A 16,917-nucleotide genomic window follows, 5' to 3' on the forward strand; every position below is an offset into this window, starting at 1 on the left:
GCGAGCGATCCATCGGGAAAGCCTGGTCCCCCGAAGCCCGGGTAGTCGCTGATCGTCGGCCTATCTGCGGAGCAGCCTTGAACCATCCACCGGTCACCCTTCCACGCCTCACCGCGCTCGCCCGGCAGGCGGCTCCCCGGCTGCTCGAGGCCGTCGTGGCGCCCCTCGCCGTGTTCTACCTGGCCATGGTGGTCCTCGACTTCAGGTGGGCGCTCGCCCTGACCGTCGCCTGGGTCTACCTGGGGGTGATCTGGCGGCTGATCAGGCGGATCAAGGTGCCCGCGACGATGTTCCTGGCCGCGTTCGCGATCACCGTACGCGCGATCGTGGCGTTCTGGACCGGCACCTGGATGTGGTTCTTCATCCAGCCCGAGATGGGCACGATCTGCATCAGCATCGCCTTCCTCGCCTCCGTGCGGCTCAACAAGCCGCTGGTGGAGAAGCTGACGCTCGACTACATCCACCTGCCGTCGGCGGTGCTCAAGCACGAGCGCGTGCGAAGGTTCTTCGCCAGGATCACCCTGCTGTGGGCGTTCGTGCTGCTGATGAACTCGACGTTGAGCATCTTCCTCGCCGTCTACGAGTCGCTGGCCGGCACGCTCGCCGGGTTCATGCTGCTGCGCACGTCAGCGGTGGCGCTGATCAGCGGCACCGCGATCACGTTCTCGATCATCGCCTTCAAGCGGCTGCTGCACCGCCTGCACGTCGCCCACACCTGAGCCCACACTTGACCGTTCGACCAGCAGAAACGCCGCGCACAGGCCCATGACCAGCCCGGTCAGCATGCCGAACAGCGCCACGAACTCCTCCACGCCGCCCTCCGCCGCGCTGAGCGGCCCGGCCGCCGCCGCGACCACCATCGTGTAGAGCCCCCAGGCGAACAGCGTGCCCGAGCCCAGCCAGACCAGCACCGCAGGACGCCAGAACGGGCCGCGCCCCCGTCCGGCTCCCCGTCCGGGCCCACGTCCGGGCCCCCGCCCGCGCACGAGCGCCACCAGCGCGAGCGCCCCCGCGATCGCCAGCGTCCCGCGCAGCAGGTTCTGCACCGCGAGGTACGGCTGCGCCCCGATCACCCGCGTCAGCATGACGCCGCCGAGCAGCACCGCCACCGGCAGCGCGGCCCACGCGATCACCCGCTGCAACGGCCTGGTGAGGCTGGGGAAGGGGTGCGAGAGCCGGGTGGTGAAGACAGCAGGCCAGCGGTCGCGGGCATAGAGCGCGAACGCGGCCATCAGCCCCACGCCCTGCCCGATGAACCCGCCGTAGACCATCGCGTACACCCACGGCTCGATGGGGCCGCCGTCGAGCGCGTCCAGCCCGGACGCGGCCAGCACCACCGGCGCGCTGACGATCACCACCGACAGCAGGCCAGACCCGACCCACAGCGGCAGCAGCACCAGCCAGGCCGGCAGGCGCAGCCCCCAGCGCATGGTGAAGGCCAGCGCCAGCACCAGGCCGACGGCGTCCATGCCGAACGTCATCGCGTTCATCCCGACCATCGCCAGGTCCGCCATCAGATCGGGGGCGCCGACGCCGACGTAGTGGCCGGCCAGCCAGAGGATCTTCAGCGTGAGATAGGGCAGCATGGCGGCGACCGCCACGATCGCGGCGGTGACGCGGCCGATGCCGGGCCTAGGTGCTTCGGTCATGCTCCGAGCGTGGCGCGGCGAGCTCCCTGGCTCCTCACGAGCCTCGGGGATCCTCCTCCCCCTCGCGGGGGAGGGTGACGGCGAGCTCGAAGCCGCCGCCCAGGGGCCGCGCGGTCAGCGTGCCGCCTTCCGCCCGTACGCGCTCGCGCAGGCTCGTCAGCCCCAGCCCGCCCCTGCGGGCCGTGGGCCTGCTGCGCGGCGGCCCGTTGCGCACGCGTACGAGATGCGGCGAGACCGACACCGCGACCTCGGCGCCCGGCGCGTGCTTGGCCGCGTTGGTGAGCCCCTCCTGCACCACGGCGGCGGCCAGCTCCGGCATCGGGCCGCCGGCCAGGTCGAGGGTGATCGCCATGCCGGAGGCCGCCGCCCTGCGGACCAGGTCGGGCACCAGCTCCTCCACCGGCTCCTCCGCCGGCTTCTCCAGGGGCGCCAGGGGTGCCGCCTCGGCGTCGTCCCGGAGCAGCCCGATGATCTGCCTGAGCCGCTCGGTGGCGTCGGACGCCGCCTCGCGCAGCTCACCGGCCGCCTTGACCTGGGCGGGCGCCAGCCCGGGAGCCAGCTCAAGCCCGCCCGCTCTGACCGCGATCAGCGCCAGGTCGTGGCCGAGCGAGTCGTGCATGTCCCGCGCGATCCGCGCCCGCTCCCGGAGCCTCGCCTGTGCCTCGACCGACAGCCTGGTCTGCGCCCGCTGGTGCAGCAGCCTGCCGCGCAGCACGCCGAGCAGGTAGGGGACCAGGTAGGTGCCGATCAGCGCGGTGACCATCGACACCCACAGCGCGAGGTCGCCGCCCATCACCACGACCACGGCCACGCCGACCAGCGTGATCAGGCAGAACGCCATGAGCGCGGGCGCCGTACGGGTCGCCCGGCGGCCGGTCAGGTACGCGTACCAGATGATGAACGGCGACGTGGGCAGCAGCGGGAGGATCTTGACGTCGTGCCGGGGCAGCAGCCACGTCAGGTCCACCGTCGCGAACCCCTCGCTGAACTTCCACGGCCCGAGCGGCAGCAGCAACATCAGCGCGGCCAGCGGCCAGCGGCGGCCGACCAGCACCGCCGCCGTGGCCAGGCCCCAGCGGGGCAGGGTCATCAGGGCGAACCCGGCGGGGTCGCGGAACGGGTCGGCCCCCATCGCGGCGATGAACACGCAGAGCCCGATCCACAACAGCAGGTCGTAGACCACCTGGCGGCGGTTCGCGCGGCGGAGCTGGCGAAGGTACCTCACGCCCGCCGACGTTATCCGCTGCCGGACGGTACGGGAGACCCCCGAAGGCCAGGTGAGGCGCCTGACGAAAGTAAGGGTGGGGAGCCGTCCACCGCGACGGTAGTGCTAGCCCTACCGGGAAAGCGCCTACCTCCACTCCTGATTCCGGCGCGCGAAACCGGTTTGATCGATGGTGTCATCCGGAGGTCCGGCGCCCTCCCCCGACGAAAGTAGGGGGTGGGGCATGCCTTACGTCCGATGTGCCGTGACCTGCGGAGTTTCTATCTTCCAGGGGTGACGGCCCTGACCCGCCTCCGGGAAAGGGCCGCGTTCGACCCGGGGCATCCCCGATACCCCGGGGACCCCCGCACAGACAGGCTGTGTGGTGCCCCTAACGATCGGAGTACACGCTCATGTCGCACGCCATCCTCGACCTGGTCGAGCAGGTGATGTCGTCGCCGTGGCTGTATGTCGCGCTGTTCGGGCTCGCGCTGCTCGACGGGTTCTTCCCGATCGTGCCGGCCGAGACGTCCGTGATCACCGCGGCGGTCTTCGCCGCCTCGGGCCAGACCAACCTGGCCCTGGTCATCGTGGTCGCCGCCCTGGGCGCGTTCGCCGGCGACCACATCTCCTACCTGATCGGCCACCGGTCAGGGGGGCGGCTGCGGGAGAAGAAGGCGTTCGTCTGGGCGCGCAACGCCCTGGCGGAGCGCGGCGGGCTGGTCCTGGTCGTCGCCAGGTACATCCCGGGCGGGCGTACCGCGACCACGCTGACCATGGGCGCCGTACGGCATCCGCTGCGCTCGTTCACCTTCTTCGACGCGATCGCGGCGGGCTCGTGGGGCCTGTACTCCGGGCTGATCGGCTTCTTCGGCGGGATGGCGTTCGAGAACGACCCCATCAAGGGCCTGCTGCTCGGCCTCGGCATCGCGGTGTCCATCACCGTCGCGGTCGAGGTCGTGCGCTGGGTCAGGAAGCGGCGCGCCACCAAGGCTTCCGCTGACCGCCTTCCGGTGGACACGTCCCTTTGACCCTGCCAGGTCACCATCCGTTGGAAAGGAGTGCGCAATGACTGTGCTGGCCGCGGTGATCGCCCTGGTCGGTTCGCTGTTCTTCGCGCTCGGAGCCGCCCTGCAGCAGTTCGAGGCGGTCGGCACCGCCAAGCCTGGGCTGCTCGTCCTGCTGCGCAGGCCGCGCTGGCTGATCGGCGGCGCGTCCATCCTCGCCGGTGGTGGCCTGCACATCGTCGCACTCGGGCTCGGCCCGCTGACCGTCGTCCAGCCGATGGGCGTGGCCAGCCTGCTGTTCGCGCTGCCCCTCGCCGCCACGCTGCACAACCGCAAGCCGGAGCGCAAGGAGCTGGCGGCGGCGGGCGTGGTCGCGGCCGGGTTGATCGGGCTGGTGCTGCTGGTGCCGGAGTCCGACGGCCCCACCCAGCTCGACCCCGACGGCGTGCTGACGCTGCTCGGCGTGGCCGGCGTCGCGGCGGTCCTGCTGTGGGCCGCCTCGAAGGTCGCCTCGCCCGCCGGCCGCGCGGCCCTGCTCGCCACCAGCTCAGGCGTCCTGTACGGCGCCACCGCGACGCTCATGCGCGTCCTGGTGGACGGCGAATGGAACTGGCTGTACCTGCTGGCGTTGCCGGTCCCCGCCCTGCTGGCGCTCATGATGCTGCAGCGTGCCTACGCCGTCGGGCACTTCGGCGTCTCCTTCGCCGCCCTGCAGATCGCCGACCCGCTGACCGCGGTCGCGTTCGGCGCGCTGCTGCTCGGCGAGCCGGTGCCGACCGGAGTGCTGCCCGTCGTGGCGGCGCTGCTGACCGCCGCGGGCACCGTGGCCCTGGCCAGAACGAGCCCGCTGGAGACCCGCTGATGTCCCTGCACGAATCTGCCCCCGCTGTCCCCCCGCAACCGGTGAAAACGGAGTCATCTCACATGGCCATGCCTCTGCACAGCGTCCCCCGCGTCCCCGACCTCGGCCCCGCCCCCGAGCGGCCGCGCCGCGTGCTGATCTCGACCGACACCTACCCGCCGGACGTCAACGGCGCCGCCTACTTCACCCACCGCCTGGCCACCGGACTGGCCGCGCGGGGCAACGAGGTGCACGTGATCTGCCAGTCGGAGACCGGGCGAGCCGGCGCCGACGTCGAGGACGGCGTGGTCGTGCACCGATTGCGCTCGGCGCCGATCCTGGTCCACCCGACCATGCGGGTGACCGTGCCGACCAGGCTCGACCGGCTGGTCGCCGACATCAAGCCCGACGTGCTGCACACCCAGGGCCACTTCGTGGTCGGCAGGGCCGCCATCGCCGCCGCCCGCCGCGCCGGGGTGCCGATCGTCGCCACCAACCACTTCATGCCCGACAACCTGTTCCAGTTCGCCCACATCCCCGCGCGGCTGCGCGAGCAGGCGGGCAGGCTCGCCTGGCGCGACTTCAGCCGGATCTTCAAGCGGGCCGACCACATCACCACGCCCACCCCGCTGGCCGCCAAGCTCCTCGCCGACCAGGGCTTCCGCAGGGAGGTCGAGCCGGTCTCCTGCGGCATCGACCTGACCAGGTTCCACCCGCGGCCCGAGCCCAAGTCGTGGGCCCGCAGGTCTTTCGACCTGCCCGACCGGCCCACCGTGCTGTTCGTCGGCCGCCTCGACGAGGAGAAGCACCTCGACGAGCTGGTACGCGCCCTCCCGCTGGTGCTCAACGACACCGACGCCCAGCTCGCGTTCGTCGGCAAGGGCAACCAGCGGGAGGTGCTCGAACGCCTCGCCAAGCGCATCGGCGTGCAGGACAGGGTCTTCTTCCTCGGGTTCGTGCCCGACGAGTCGATGCCGCAGGCGTTCGCCGCCGCCGACGTGTTCGGCATGCCGGGCATCGCCGAGCTGCAGAGCATCGCGACGCTGGAGGCCATGGCCTCGGGGCTGCCCGTCGTCGCCGCCGACGCGATGGCGCTGCCGCACCTGGTCGACTCCAACGGCTACCTCTACGAGCCCGGCGATGTCGTCGCGCTGGCCAGGCACCTGACCACGATCCTGGTGGACGACGAGCTGCGGGCCAAGCTGGGCCGGGCCAGCAGGGAGCTGGCGCTCACGCACGACGACCAGGCGTCGCTCGCCAGGTTCGAGCGCATCTACGACGAGGTCGGCCGATGACGCTGAAGCAGATCTTCTGGAGCACCGTGCTGCTCACCGTGGCATCGGCGGGCGCGCTGGCCTACGCGCAGGTGGCGCTGCCCTCGCAGGTGCTGCTCAGCGACTACGCGCTGGTCTCCGGCGGGCTGCTGCCCGTGCTGGTCGGGATGCTGGCACTCGCGGGAGCGTGCCTGAGTCTCGCGTACGGGCTGGCCGCCTCCGACCCGGCGCGGACCGCGGCGACCCGGGTCCTGCTGCTGGCCGGCGCGGCCGGGCTGATGATGAGCGCGATCTTCCCGACCGACCCGGGCACCTCCCAGGTGGGCTCGCTGTCCGGCGAGATCCACCGCTGGTCGGCGGCCGTCGTCTTCACCTCGCTGCCGGTCGCGGGCTGGACCCTGGCCAGGGGCCGGGGTGGCGCGCCGCGCTGGAACGCCGTACGCGCGATGGCCATGGCCTCCGGGGTGTCGCTGGCGGTCTACCTGGCCGCGCATCCCGCCTCGTTCACCTCGCCGCTCATCGGAGGCGCGGCCTACTACGGGCTGCTGGAGCGGGCCGTGGTGCTGGCCGAGATGGGGCTGCTCGTCGCCATGGCGCTGGCCGTCGCGACCGGCCGGCCCGCCGTCAGGACCGCTCACGACCCCGCGAGCACGGACACGGGCCCGATCACCGGCTCGCTGACCGGCCCGCCGCCCGGGCACCCCGAGCGGCCCGGCGAGCAGGAGCGGCTGGCCGCGTGACGGCCACACTTCGACGGGGGCCGAAGGAACGCCGCCCTAGCGTGGACCCATGCTCATCACACGCCATGCCGACGCTTCGGCGGTGCTCGCCGACCCCCGGTACGTGCCGCCGCCCGTCGCCCAGGACGCCCCCGAGGGGACGCTGGCCTGGCTGCGCGCCCGGGTGTCGCGGTTCAGCACCGGCACGACGCACGACGAGCGCCGCCTCGACCTGGTCGCACTGCTCGACGGCATCGACCCGGCCGGGCTGCGCGCCGATGCACGTGACCTGACCCGGAGGCGCGGCGGCGACTGGCGCGGGGTGCCCACGACGGTGCTCGGGGCCGCGCTCGGTGTCGAGGACGCCTCCCCCGTGGCCGACGCCGCGGCCGGCTACCTGTCGGGCTCGGGTGGCCCTGCCGCTGACACCGCCGTCGCGAAGCTGCTCGCCTCTGCCGGCATCCCGGAGATCACCCTGCTCCTCCAGGCCCACACCGCCACCGAGACCCTCATCGAGCACGCCCTGCGCCACCGCACGCCCGGCCAGGACGTGGACGCGCTGCTGCGCGAGACGCTCAGGCACGATCCGCCGCTGACGGTGACCCGCCGGGTGGACACGCTGACCGGGGACGAGGTGACGATCGACCTGGTCTCCGCCAACCGCGACCCGTCGGTGTTCCCCGACCACGACCGCTTCGACCCCCACCGCCGGCACTCCCCGCACCCCGAGGACTCGCCGCACGGCGGGAGCTCCCCGCACCTGACCTTCGGCTACGGCGTTCGGCCCTGTCCTGGGCCTGCCCATGCGCTCGCGCTGGCCGCCGGTGTCCTGGAAGGGCTGGTCCCGTGAACTTCCATGGCCTGCACCGGCCCGGCGACCCCCTCCTGCTGCCCAACGCCTGGGACTACGGCTCCGCCGCGCTCCTGGCCGCCCACGGTTTCCCCGCGATCGGGACGACGAGCCTGGGCGTCTCCGCCGTTCACGGCAGACCGGACGCGGCCGGCGCCACCAAGGCCGAGACGATCGAGCTGGCCGAGACGATCAGCGGACTCGGCGTCCTGGTGACCGTGGACATCGAGGGCGGGTTCAGCGACGACCCCTCCGAGGTGGCCGACCTGGTGTCCTGCCTCGCCGCGCTCGGCGTCGCGGGCGTCAACCTGGAGGACGGCAGGCCCGACGGCACCCTGCGCCCGATCGAGCTGCACCAGCGCGTCATCGAGGCCGCCAAGGGCCACGGGGTGTTCGTCAACGCCCGTACGGACACGTGCTGGCTGGGGACCGGCGACACCCTTGAACGGGTCCGCGCGTACGGGCACGCCGACGGGATCTTCGTGCCGGGACTGAGCGACCCCGGCGCGATCGCCGAGGTGGTGGCGGCCACGCCGCTGCCGGTCAACGTCCTCTACCAGCCGAGTGGTCCGTCCCTCGCGCGGCTGGCCGAGGCCGGCGTGGCCAGGGTGAGCACCGGGTCGCTGCTCTACCGGGCCGCGCTGGGGGCGGCCGTGGCGACCGCGCTCGGCGTCCGAGGGGAGCCGGCGCCACCGATCCCGACGTACCAGGAAATAGTGGCCCGGCTGCCGGGATAATCGGAGGTATGCGCTTCCAGATCCTCGGACCCACCACCGCGTGGCAGGCGGACGGCGAGCCGGTGGAGCTGGGCGGGCCCCGCGTACGCGCCCTGCTGACCCTGCTCGCCCTCGACGCGGGCCGCATCGTCACCGCCGGGCATCTGGTGGACGGCATGTACGGCGCCCGCCCTCCCGAGGGCGTGGCCAACGCGCTGCAGTCCCAGGTCTCCCGGCTGCGGCGGGCGCTGGGCCGCGACCGCGTCGAGTTCCACCCGGCCGGCTACCGGCTGGTCGCCGACCCCGAGGACGTCGACGCCCGCCGCTTCGAGCTGCTCATCCGCGACGGGCGGCAGGCGCTGGCCGGCGGCGACCCCGAGCGGGCCGCGGCGCTGCTGCGCGCCGGGCTCGACCTGTGGCACGGCGCGCCGCTCGCCGACGCCCCGCACGCCGAGGCCGCCGCTGCCGCTCTGGAGGAGCTGCGCCTGGCCGCCACCGAGGACCGCGTCCAGGCCGACCTCGCGCTCGGACGGCACCGGGAGCTGGTGGCCGAGCTGACCCGCCTCACCGCCGCCCACCCGCTGCGCGAACGGCTGCGCGCCCAGCTCATGCGCGCCCTGTACGGCAGCGGCCGTCAGGCCGAGGCCCTGACCGTCTACGAGGAGGCCAGGAAACTGCTCGACGAGGAGCTGGGCATCGACCCCGGCCCCGACCTGACCGCCGCCCACCTGGCCGTCCTCCGCGCCGACCCCTCACTCACACCCCGCGCCCCCTCATCCCCGCCCACCCCCGCCGTCTCACCCACCCACCCCCGCACCGACCCCGCCGGGCCGATGCGGGTGGGGTTGCGGAGTCAGCTGACCAGTTTCGTCGGCAGGGCTGAAGAGCTCGATCGGGTGGGGGCGAGCCTGCGGGACGGGCGGTTGGTCTCCCTCATCGGGGCCGGTGGGGCGGGGAAGACGCGGCTGGCGATGGAGGCGGCGGCCAGGGAGCCAGGCGAGGTGTACTTCGTGCCGCTCGCGCCCGTCTCCGGCGGCGTGCCCCAGGCGGTGCTGGCGGCGCTGGACATCCGCGACGCCCTGCTGCACGGCCACGAGCGCTCCCGCGTCGATCCCGTGGACAGGCTGGTGGCCGCCCTGGCCGACCGGGAGCTGCTGCTGATCCTGGACAACTGCGAGCACCTGGTGACGGAGACGGCCGAACTGACCGACCACCTGCTGGCCGCCTGCCCCCGCCTGCGCGTGCTGGCGACCAGCCGCGAGGCGCTGGGCATCACGGGCGAGTCGGTCCTGCCGGTGACGCCGCTGCGGCTGCCCCCGCCCGAGGCGGACGACCCGCTCGGCTACCCGGCGGTCAGGCTGTTCACCGACCGGGCGGCGGCGGTCCGTCCGGGGTTCGCGGTGGACGAGGACAACCGGGCCCACGTCGTACGGATCTGCCACGCCCTCGACGGCCTGCCCCTGGCGATCGAGCTGGCCGCGGCCAGGCTGCGCACCCTCCCGGTGGCCGAGGTCGCGGCCCGGCTCGACGACCGGTTCCGGCTGCTGACCCGCGGCAGCCGTACGGCGCTGCCCCGCCACCAGACGTTGCGCGCGGTGGTCGCCTGGAGCTGGGACCTGCTGACCGAGGACGAGCGGCTGATGGCCAGGCGGCTGAGCGTGTTCGCGGGCGGCGCGCGGCCGGAGGCGGCCGAGCGGGTGTGCGGGCTGCCGGAGGACGTGCTGTTCTCGCTGGCGGAGAAGTCGCTGGTCGAGTACGTGGACGGCCGCTTCAGGATGCTCGCCACCATCAGGGCGTTCTGCCTCGAACGGCTGGAGGAGTCGGGCGAGGCCGAGGAGATCCGCCACGCCCACGCCCGCCACTACCTGGACTTCATGCTCGCGACCGACCCGCTGCTGCGCACGTCCGAGCAGCTCGTCTGGCTGGCCAGGGTGGACGAGGAGAGCGACGACCTCGACGCGGCCGTGCGCTGGGCCACCGAGGCGGGGCATCTGGAGCTGGGGTTCCGGATGCTGGCCCACAGCGCCTGCTACTGGTGGATGCGCGGCCACCGCTCGGCCAGCTCCCACCTGGCCGACGGGCTGCTGTCGGCGCTGGGTGAGAGACGCCTGCCCGGCATGGACGAGGAGTTCGCGATGTGCGTGCTCGTCTCGGCCTGGAACGGCAGATCGGACGAGGAGCTGCGCTCGCAGCTGAGCGAAGTGCAGGCGCTGCTGCCGATCGAGTGGCTGCCGAAGCGGGTGGAGTTCCTGATGATGCTGCTGTCGATGTTCACGGGCCCGCCGTCGGACTTCGCCATGACGTACGACCTGCTCGGCCGCTACGGGGACCGGCTCCCGCCCTGGCAGCAGTCGCTGGCCTACACCGGCCGGGCGTTCCTGCTGCAGGTCCTCGGCCGCACGGACGAGGCGGTGGCCGAGTTCGAGCGCAGCCTGGCCGCGTTCAGGAGGATCGGGGAGCGGTGGGGCATCGTGCTGGTGCTGTCGGGGCTCGGGAACCTGCGGCAGTCGCAGGCCGACCACCGGGGTGCGCTGGCGCTGGCCGACGAGGCGCTGGAGGTGGCGCGGGAGCTGCGGGCGTACACGGAGATCGGGGAGGCGCTGTGCCGGCGCGGCGACGCGCTCGCGTATTTGGACGACCTCGAAGGCGCGCGGGCCGACTACCGGGAGGCGGCGGAGCTGGCGCGGATGAAGGGCTCGATGGAGATCAGGGCGTGGGCGCTGCTCGGCCTCGGCGAGGCGGCCACCGCTGACGGTGACCTCGGCACGGCCCGCGACCTGCTGGTACGCGCCCGCGAGGCGTGCCCCCGCAGCTGGTACAGCACAGGGGACACCTGGGAGCGCATCGAAACGGCCCTCACCCGCCTCGACACGGCCGGCGAGCCGGCAGGCGGCGGAGAGGCCGGCGACGGGGAGGCCGGCGACGGGAAGACCTCCCGCTGATCGGGTGGCGGTCAGCGGGCGGTAGGCGGGTGGTCAGGGCGCACGCCGAGAGTGGGCGGCATGACAAGCGTGAAGAATCCGTGGGCCTGCCTGGCCATCGCCTGCCTGGCCACGCTGCTGCTCTCCCTCGACCTGACGGTCCTGCACCTGGCCCTGCCCAGCCTGGCCGCCGACCTCGGCGCCGGCTCGACGCAGGTGCTGTGGATCGGCGACATCTACGGCTTCGCCCTGGCGGGCCTGCTGGTCACCATGGGCAACCTGGGCGACCGCGTCGGCCGTAAGCGGCTGCTGCTGATCGGCGCGGCCGCGTTCGGCGCCGCCTCCGTGGTGACCGCGTACGCTCCCACCCCCGAGCTGCTGATCGCGGCGCGGGCGCTGCTGGGCGTGGCGGGCGCGACCATCATGCCGTCCACGCTGTCCATCATCAGGAACGTGTTCACCGAGCCGGGCGAGCGCACGGCCGCGATCGGCATCTGGAGCGGCATGAGCGCGGCGGGCTTCGCGATCGGCCCGGTGGTGGGCGGCCTGCTGCTGGACCACTTCTGGTGGGGCTCGGTGTTCCTGATCAACGTGCCGGTCATGGCGGTGGTGCTGGTGGGCGGCTGGCTGGTGCTGCCCGAGTCGCGTAACCCGCACGCGGGCCGGCTGGACCTGCTGAGCGTGGGCCTGTCGTTCGCGGGCATCGTCGGCGCCGTCTACGCGCTCAAGGAGGCCGCGAACAAGGGCGTCGATCACGCGGACGTGCTGGTGGCGGGGGCGGGCGGGATCGTGCTGCTCGGGTGGTTCTGGTGGCGGCAGCGGCGGCTGGCCGAGCCGCTGATCGACGTACGGCTCTTCGCCCGCAGGGCGTTCAGCGCGTCGATCCTGACGAACCTGCTGGCGATCTTCGCGATGTCGGCGATGATGCTGATGTTCGCCTGGTACCTGCAGCTCGTGCTGGGCTGGTCGCCGCTGATGGCGGGCCTGGCGCAGCTGCCCGGCGGGCTGAGCGGCGCGGTCGGCGGCGTGCTGGCCGCCCGGCTGATCCCGCTGCTGGGCAGGAACGGCGTGGTCGCGCTCGGCCTGGCGATGAACGCGGGCTCGTTCCTCTACTACACGACGCTCGGCACCGAGCTGAACTACCTCACGCTGCTCCCCGCGCTGATCGTGGGCGGGGTCGGCGTCGGGTTCGCCTTCACCGTCAACAACGACAACGTGCTGGCGACGGCGCCACGGCAGCGTGCGGGGGCCGCGGCCGCGGTGTCGGAGACGGCGTTCGAGCTGGGCGGCGCGCTCGGCATCGCGGTGCTGGGCACGGTGCTGACCAGCGCCTACCGGAGCAACCTGGAGCTGCCCGCCGGCTTGACGGGCGGGGTGACGGGAGGGGCGGCGCGGGAGTCGCTGGCGAGCGCGATCGCCGTGGCGCAGAGCCTGCCGGCGGGTCAGGCGGCCGACCTCGTACGCGCGGCGCAGGCGGCCTTCCTCGACGGCGTGCACCTGGCGTCGTACGTCACGGCCGGGCTGCTGGCCCTGGTGGCGCTGCTGGCGCTGGTGGGCCTGCGCGGCGTGCCGAAGGTCATCCCGGAGGAGGTCCTGACGGCGGCGCACTCCTGACCGGCGGCGTCAGAGGATGGGGTTGGTGGGGCACGGCCGGACGGTCGTGGGCGACAGGCCGTCGAGCCGGCCCCCGATCATCCGGGCGACGCCCTCGATGGTCTGGATGCCCGCCCCCTCCCCCGGCTGCCGGTCGGTCTGCACCGACAGCAGCAGGTCGCGCCCCGGCCCCGCCACTCGCCCGTAGCTGGTCACGGCCCACGTGTTCTGGATGAACGGCCGGGGCGTCCAGCCGTTCTTGAGCGCCACCCGGTCGCCTGGCCTGGCCGCCGCGCTGACGCCCCACGCCTGGTCCTGCTGCACCTGCTCCATCAGCTCCAGCACCGTGCGCCGGTCGGCCCTCGTCAGCCCGCGACCGCCCTTGACCAGCACCCGCATCAGCCGGATGCGGTCGGCGGGGCTGGTCTTGGTGCCGCCCCAGAACCGGCTGGGGCCCGGCGTGGTCTCCCGCATGCCGAGCTCGCGGTAGAGGCCGCTCATGGAGCCGGCCACGCGCGACCACAGCGCGTCGGCGGCGCCGTTGTCGCTCTCCTTGATCATGCGTTCCGCCAGGTCGCGCTCGCCCTCGCCGAGCCCGTCGTCGCGCCGGTGCAGCAGCGCGACGAGGATGTCCACCTTCGCGCCGCTGGCGGTGATCATGTCGTTCTGGTGCTCGCCCTGGCCCAGCCGGACGCCGGTGACCAGGTCGAGCGCGCCGTAGACGATGTGGCCGGGACGGCCGGCCAGGTAGCGGGCGATGTCACGCTGCAGCCGGGCGCGCGCCAGGGCCGCGCCCCGCGGGTTGGAGAACGACAGCAGGCAGCGCGCCACCTTGACCGGCGGCCGGACGACCCGCCCCACCGAAGCGGGCACCACGGGCGCGGGTTCGCTCCCGCATCCGGCCACGAGCACCAGGCTCAGCCCGGCCACCCATCTCGCACGCACGCCACCAACCCCCGCAAGCTCGACGGGGGTCGTACGGGAACATGCCCGGCACTCGGGGCCTATCCCTCACACCAGGGGTTTCCTGGCCATACCTTCAGCACGCCGTTGCCAGGAGCGGCGCTAGGAGTCGAAGCCCAGCCCCATCCGGTCGAGCGCGCGCAACCACAGGTTGCGTCTGCCCTGGTGCTGGTCGGCCTGCGCGATCGACCAGCGGGTGAACTGGATGACGCCGGACCGCACCGGCTCGGGCGGGAACGGGATCGGCTTCTCCTTGACCATGCGCAGCTCGGTCCGCTCGGTCGGCTTGCCGGACAGCAGGTCGAGCATGACGTTCGCGCCGAAGCGGGTGGCGCCGACGCCCATGCCGGTGTAGCCGGCCGCGTAGACCAGCCGGCCGCCGTGCGCCTGGCCGTAGAAGGCGCTGAAGCGGCTGCAGGTGTCGATCACGCCGCCCCACCGGTGGGTGAAACGCACCTCGGCGAGCTGCGGGAACGTGTCGTAGAAGTGGCCCGCGAGCTTGACGAACGTCTCGTCGCGCTGCTCGTACTCGGGCCTGACCAGCCCGCCGTTGTAGTAGACGGCGTCGTAGCCGCCCCACAGGATGCGGTTGTCGTCGGTCAGCCGATAGTAGTGGAACTGGTTGCCGGAGTCGCCCACGCCCTGCCGGTTGCGCCAGCCCACCGAGGCGAGCCGGCCGGCGGTCAGCGGCTCGGTCATCAGCACGTAGTCGTACACCGGCACCACCAAGTGCTTGAGGCGGCGCAGCAGCGGCGGGAACACGCCGGTGCCGAGCGCCACCTGGCGGGCGGCGACCGCGCCGTGCGGCGTGCGCAGGGTGATCGTCGTGCCGTCGTCGTCCATCGCGCGTACGGGCGTGCGCTCGTGGACGCGGACGCCGAGCCGCAGGCAGGCCTCGCGCAGCCCCCACGCCAGACGCGCCGGGTCGAGCATGGCGCAGCCGCTGCGCTCCCACAGCCCGCCCAGGTAGGTGGGCGAGTCGACCTCGGCGCGCACCTGGCCCTGGTCGAGCGGCACGTAGTCGAGCCCGAGGTCGGAGATCAGGTCGAGGTGCTCGCCGAGCGCGTCGACCTGCCAGGGCTCGGTGGCGACGTGCAGCTCGCCGGTGCGCTCGAAGGAGCAGTCGATGCCGTAGCGCCTGAGCGTGACCTCGATCTCGTCGAGGTTGGCGACGCCCATGCGTTCGAGCTTGTCGATCTCCTCCGGCCACCGCTCCAGGCCGTTGGCCAGGCCGTGGGTGAGCGTCGCCATGCAGAACCCGCCGTTGCGGCCGGAGGCCGCCCAGCCGATCCTGCGGCCTTCCAGCAGGACGACGTCGAGCGAGGGGTCGCGTTCCTTGGCCATCAGGGCCGTCCACAGGCCCGAGAAGCCGCCGCCGACGACGACCAGGTCGGCGGTGGTGTGTCCGAAGAGCCGCGCCTGCGGCTCGGGTCTGGCCGGGCTGTCCAGCCAGTACGGCTTGCGCTCCGCGTCAGCAAGCGCCTTCAGCGGATCCACACATCCCACTTCCCTACAAGTTCTTCATGATGTGATCACTGGATCGAGCTCAGGTGCGCCGCCGGGCCGCGACCGCGTTGGCGATCGCGATCAGCACCCCGATGCAGAAGATCAGCGTACCCATGACGTTGACCTGCGGCGGGATACCGGTCTTGACCGCGCCGACGATCCACAGCGGGAACGTGACGGTGGAGCCGTTGACGAAGCTGGTGACCACGTAGTCGTCGATCGACAGGGCGAACGACAGCATCGCGCCCGCCAGCACACCCGGCAGGATCGACGGCAGCGTGACCTGCCGGAACGTCCCCCAGGCCGTCGCGCCCAGGTCCCTGGCCGCCTCCTCCAGAGCCGGGTCGAGCGTGACGACCCGCGCCCGCACCGTCACCACCACGAACGACAGCGAGAACAGCACGTGCGAGACGATGATCGTGAGGGAGTCGCGCGGCACGTTGCCCGAGACGAACAACGACAGCAGCGAGGCGCCCATCACCAGCTCGGGCGTGGAGATGGCGGCGAAGACGAGGAAGTTCGTCACGCCTTTGGCGCGGAAGCGGTGCCGGCCGAGCGCGAGGCCCAGCATGGTGCCGATGACGACCGTGATGACGGTGCTGACCACGGCGATCACCAGCGAGTTGCGCAGCGCCACGGTCAGGTCGGAGATGTCGAACAGCTCGGCGTACCAGCGCAGCGTGAAGCCCTGCCAGCTGGTGTTGGACTTGCTGCGCTTGTCGTTGAAGCCGAACAGGATCATCACGGCGATCGGCGACGACAGCCAGATGATGATCAGCCAGGTGTAGAGGTGCAGCAGCCGGTCGCCGGCCCTGGTGCCCCTCATCGCGCGGCCGCCTCGAGGACGTTCTCGGTGCCGAGCGCCCGCGCGTAGACGAAGATGCCGACCAGCAGCACGGCCATCAGCGTGAACGACAGCGCGGAGGCGGTCGGGTAGTCGAGGTTGGTCAGGTACTCGGTCTGGATGATGTTGCCGATCATCGTGTTGGACGTGCCGCCGAGGATGGCCGCGTTGATGGGGTCGGCCGTGGCGGGCACGAACGTCATCAGCACCCCGGCGAACACCCCGGGCAGCGACAGCGGCAGCACCACCCGGCGGAAGGCGGCGGCGCGGGTGGCGTACAGGTCCTGGGCGGCCTCGACCACGCGCGGGTCCACGCGTTCGAGCGCCACGTAGATCGGCAGGATCATGAACGGCAGGAAGTTGTACGTCAGCCCGCCGACCACCGCGAACGTGGTGGCCAGCACGTGGAAGTCGCCGGGCAGCAGCCCCCAGTCCTTCAGCGTGCCGAACAGGATGCCGTTGTCCGACAGCAGGAAGTTCCACGAGATCGTGCGCAGCACGAACGAGACGAAGAACGGCAGCAGGAGCAGGAACAGGTAGACGGACTTGCGAGTGCCGGCCTTGAACGCGATCCAGTAGGCCACCGGGTAGCCGATGACGAGCATGGCGGCGGTGGCCAGGGCGCCGTACCAGAGCGAGCGGCCGAGCTGGGTGCTGTAGCGGCCGAGCGCGTCGCCGTAGTTGGAGAAGCTGAACGTCATCGCGAAGCCGTCGATGGCGTTGCCGGTCTGCAGCGACACCGACGCCATCGCCACCATGGGGACGACCAGGAAGATCGCCAGCCACAGCCAGCTCGGCAGCGCCAGCAGGTAGGGGGTGAGCCGCCGCAT

15 protein-coding genes are annotated in these 16,917 nt (G+C 72.5%); 9 read left to right on the forward strand and 6 right to left on the reverse strand.

From position 1 onward, the window contains the following. Positions 1 to 77 precede the first annotated feature (77 nt). Positions 78 to 719 carry a VC0807 family protein gene (locus ACFFR3_RS01305; protein WP_364382891.1) on the forward strand — a complete coding sequence of 214 codons (642 nt, stop codon included), beginning with the start codon at positions 78 to 80 and terminating at the stop codon, positions 717 to 719. Here the strand turns inward: ACFFR3_RS01305 and ACFFR3_RS01310 are convergent. Both ACFFR3_RS01310 and ACFFR3_RS01315 read right to left on the reverse strand, forming a co-directional pair. Beyond that, the gene (locus ACFFR3_RS01310; RefSeq protein ID WP_379482466.1) at positions 627 to 1,649 is read right to left on the reverse strand and encodes a hypothetical protein; all 1,023 of its coding nucleotides are present in this window, start codon (positions 1,647 to 1,649) and stop codon (positions 627 to 629) included. The genes ACFFR3_RS01305 and ACFFR3_RS01310 overlap by 93 nt on opposite strands. Positions 1,650 to 1,683: 34 nt before the next feature. Beyond that, entirely contained in the window at positions 1,684 to 2,874 is a 1,191-nt protein-coding gene (locus ACFFR3_RS01315; protein WP_379482467.1) for a sensor histidine kinase, read from the reverse strand. A gap of 392 nt (positions 2,875 to 3,266) precedes the next feature. Between ACFFR3_RS01315 and ACFFR3_RS01320 the strand changes: the two genes are divergently transcribed. From ACFFR3_RS01320 to ACFFR3_RS01355, 8 genes are all read left to right on the forward strand, one after another. Continuing rightward, entirely contained in the window at positions 3,267 to 3,884 is a 618-nt protein-coding gene (locus ACFFR3_RS01320) for a DedA family protein (RefSeq protein ID WP_345398112.1), read from the forward strand. A 37-nt stretch (positions 3,885 to 3,921) separates the two neighbouring features. Then, the gene (locus ACFFR3_RS01325) at positions 3,922 to 4,722 is read left to right on the forward strand and encodes a DMT family transporter (RefSeq protein ID WP_345398109.1); all 801 of its coding nucleotides are present in this window, start codon (positions 3,922 to 3,924) and stop codon (positions 4,720 to 4,722) included. 62 nt (positions 4,723 to 4,784) lie between these two features. After that, positions 4,785 to 5,996, forward strand: a complete 1,212-nt coding sequence (locus ACFFR3_RS01330; RefSeq protein WP_465263778.1) for a glycosyltransferase — start codon at positions 4,785 to 4,787, stop codon at positions 5,994 to 5,996. Continuing rightward, the gene (locus tag ACFFR3_RS01335) at positions 5,993 to 6,715 is read left to right on the forward strand and encodes a DUF998 domain-containing protein (protein WP_345398103.1); all 723 of its coding nucleotides are present in this window, start codon (positions 5,993 to 5,995) and stop codon (positions 6,713 to 6,715) included. The genes ACFFR3_RS01330 and ACFFR3_RS01335 overlap by 4 nt, the downstream gene beginning before the upstream one ends. A 49-nt stretch (positions 6,716 to 6,764) precedes the next feature. After that, positions 6,765 to 7,544: a cytochrome P450 gene (locus ACFFR3_RS01340; RefSeq protein ID WP_379482468.1), complete on the forward strand. Its 780-nt coding sequence runs from the start codon at positions 6,765 to 6,767 to the stop codon at positions 7,542 to 7,544. Next, positions 7,541 to 8,281 carry an isocitrate lyase/PEP mutase family protein gene (locus ACFFR3_RS01345; RefSeq protein ID WP_379482469.1) on the forward strand — a complete coding sequence of 247 codons (741 nt, stop codon included), beginning with the start codon at positions 7,541 to 7,543 and terminating at the stop codon, positions 8,279 to 8,281. Before ACFFR3_RS01340 ends, ACFFR3_RS01345 begins: the two co-directional genes overlap by 4 nt. Before the next feature lie 8 nt (positions 8,282 to 8,289). Then, positions 8,290 to 11,202, forward strand: a complete 2,913-nt coding sequence (locus tag ACFFR3_RS01350; protein ID WP_379482470.1) for an ATP-binding protein — start codon at positions 8,290 to 8,292, stop codon at positions 11,200 to 11,202. Positions 11,203 to 11,262: 60 nt separating this feature from the next. Then, the gene (locus ACFFR3_RS01355; RefSeq protein WP_379482471.1) at positions 11,263 to 12,795 is read left to right on the forward strand and encodes an MFS transporter; all 1,533 of its coding nucleotides are present in this window, start codon (positions 11,263 to 11,265) and stop codon (positions 12,793 to 12,795) included. A 9-nt stretch (positions 12,796 to 12,804) separates the two neighbouring features. Here the strand turns inward: ACFFR3_RS01355 and ACFFR3_RS01360 are convergent, their stop codons facing one another. The 4 genes from ACFFR3_RS01360 to ACFFR3_RS01375 form a co-directional block, all read right to left on the reverse strand. Then, entirely contained in the window at positions 12,805 to 13,719 is a 915-nt protein-coding gene (locus ACFFR3_RS01360; RefSeq protein ID WP_345398091.1) for a serine hydrolase, read from the reverse strand. Positions 13,720 to 13,839: 120 nt separating this feature from the next. After that, on the reverse strand, positions 13,840 to 15,234 hold the full coding sequence (locus ACFFR3_RS01365) for an NAD(P)/FAD-dependent oxidoreductase (protein WP_379482472.1): 1,395 nt from the start codon (positions 15,232 to 15,234) through the stop codon (positions 13,840 to 13,842). Positions 15,235 to 15,283: 49 nt separating this feature from the next. Next, on the reverse strand, positions 15,284 to 16,069 hold the full coding sequence (locus ACFFR3_RS01370) for an ABC transporter permease (protein WP_345398088.1): 786 nt from the start codon (positions 16,067 to 16,069) through the stop codon (positions 15,284 to 15,286). Then, positions 16,066 to 16,917 (reverse strand): ABC transporter permease, encoded by an 852-nt coding sequence (locus ACFFR3_RS01375; protein ID WP_345398084.1) that lies wholly within the window; start codon positions 16,915 to 16,917, stop codon positions 16,066 to 16,068. The genes ACFFR3_RS01370 and ACFFR3_RS01375 overlap by 4 nt, the downstream gene beginning before the upstream one ends.

The sequence above is a fragment of the Nonomuraea salmonea genome (assembly GCF_042428605.1).
Classification (GTDB): Bacteria; Actinomycetota; Actinomycetes; order Streptosporangiales; family Streptosporangiaceae; genus Nonomuraea; species Nonomuraea salmonea.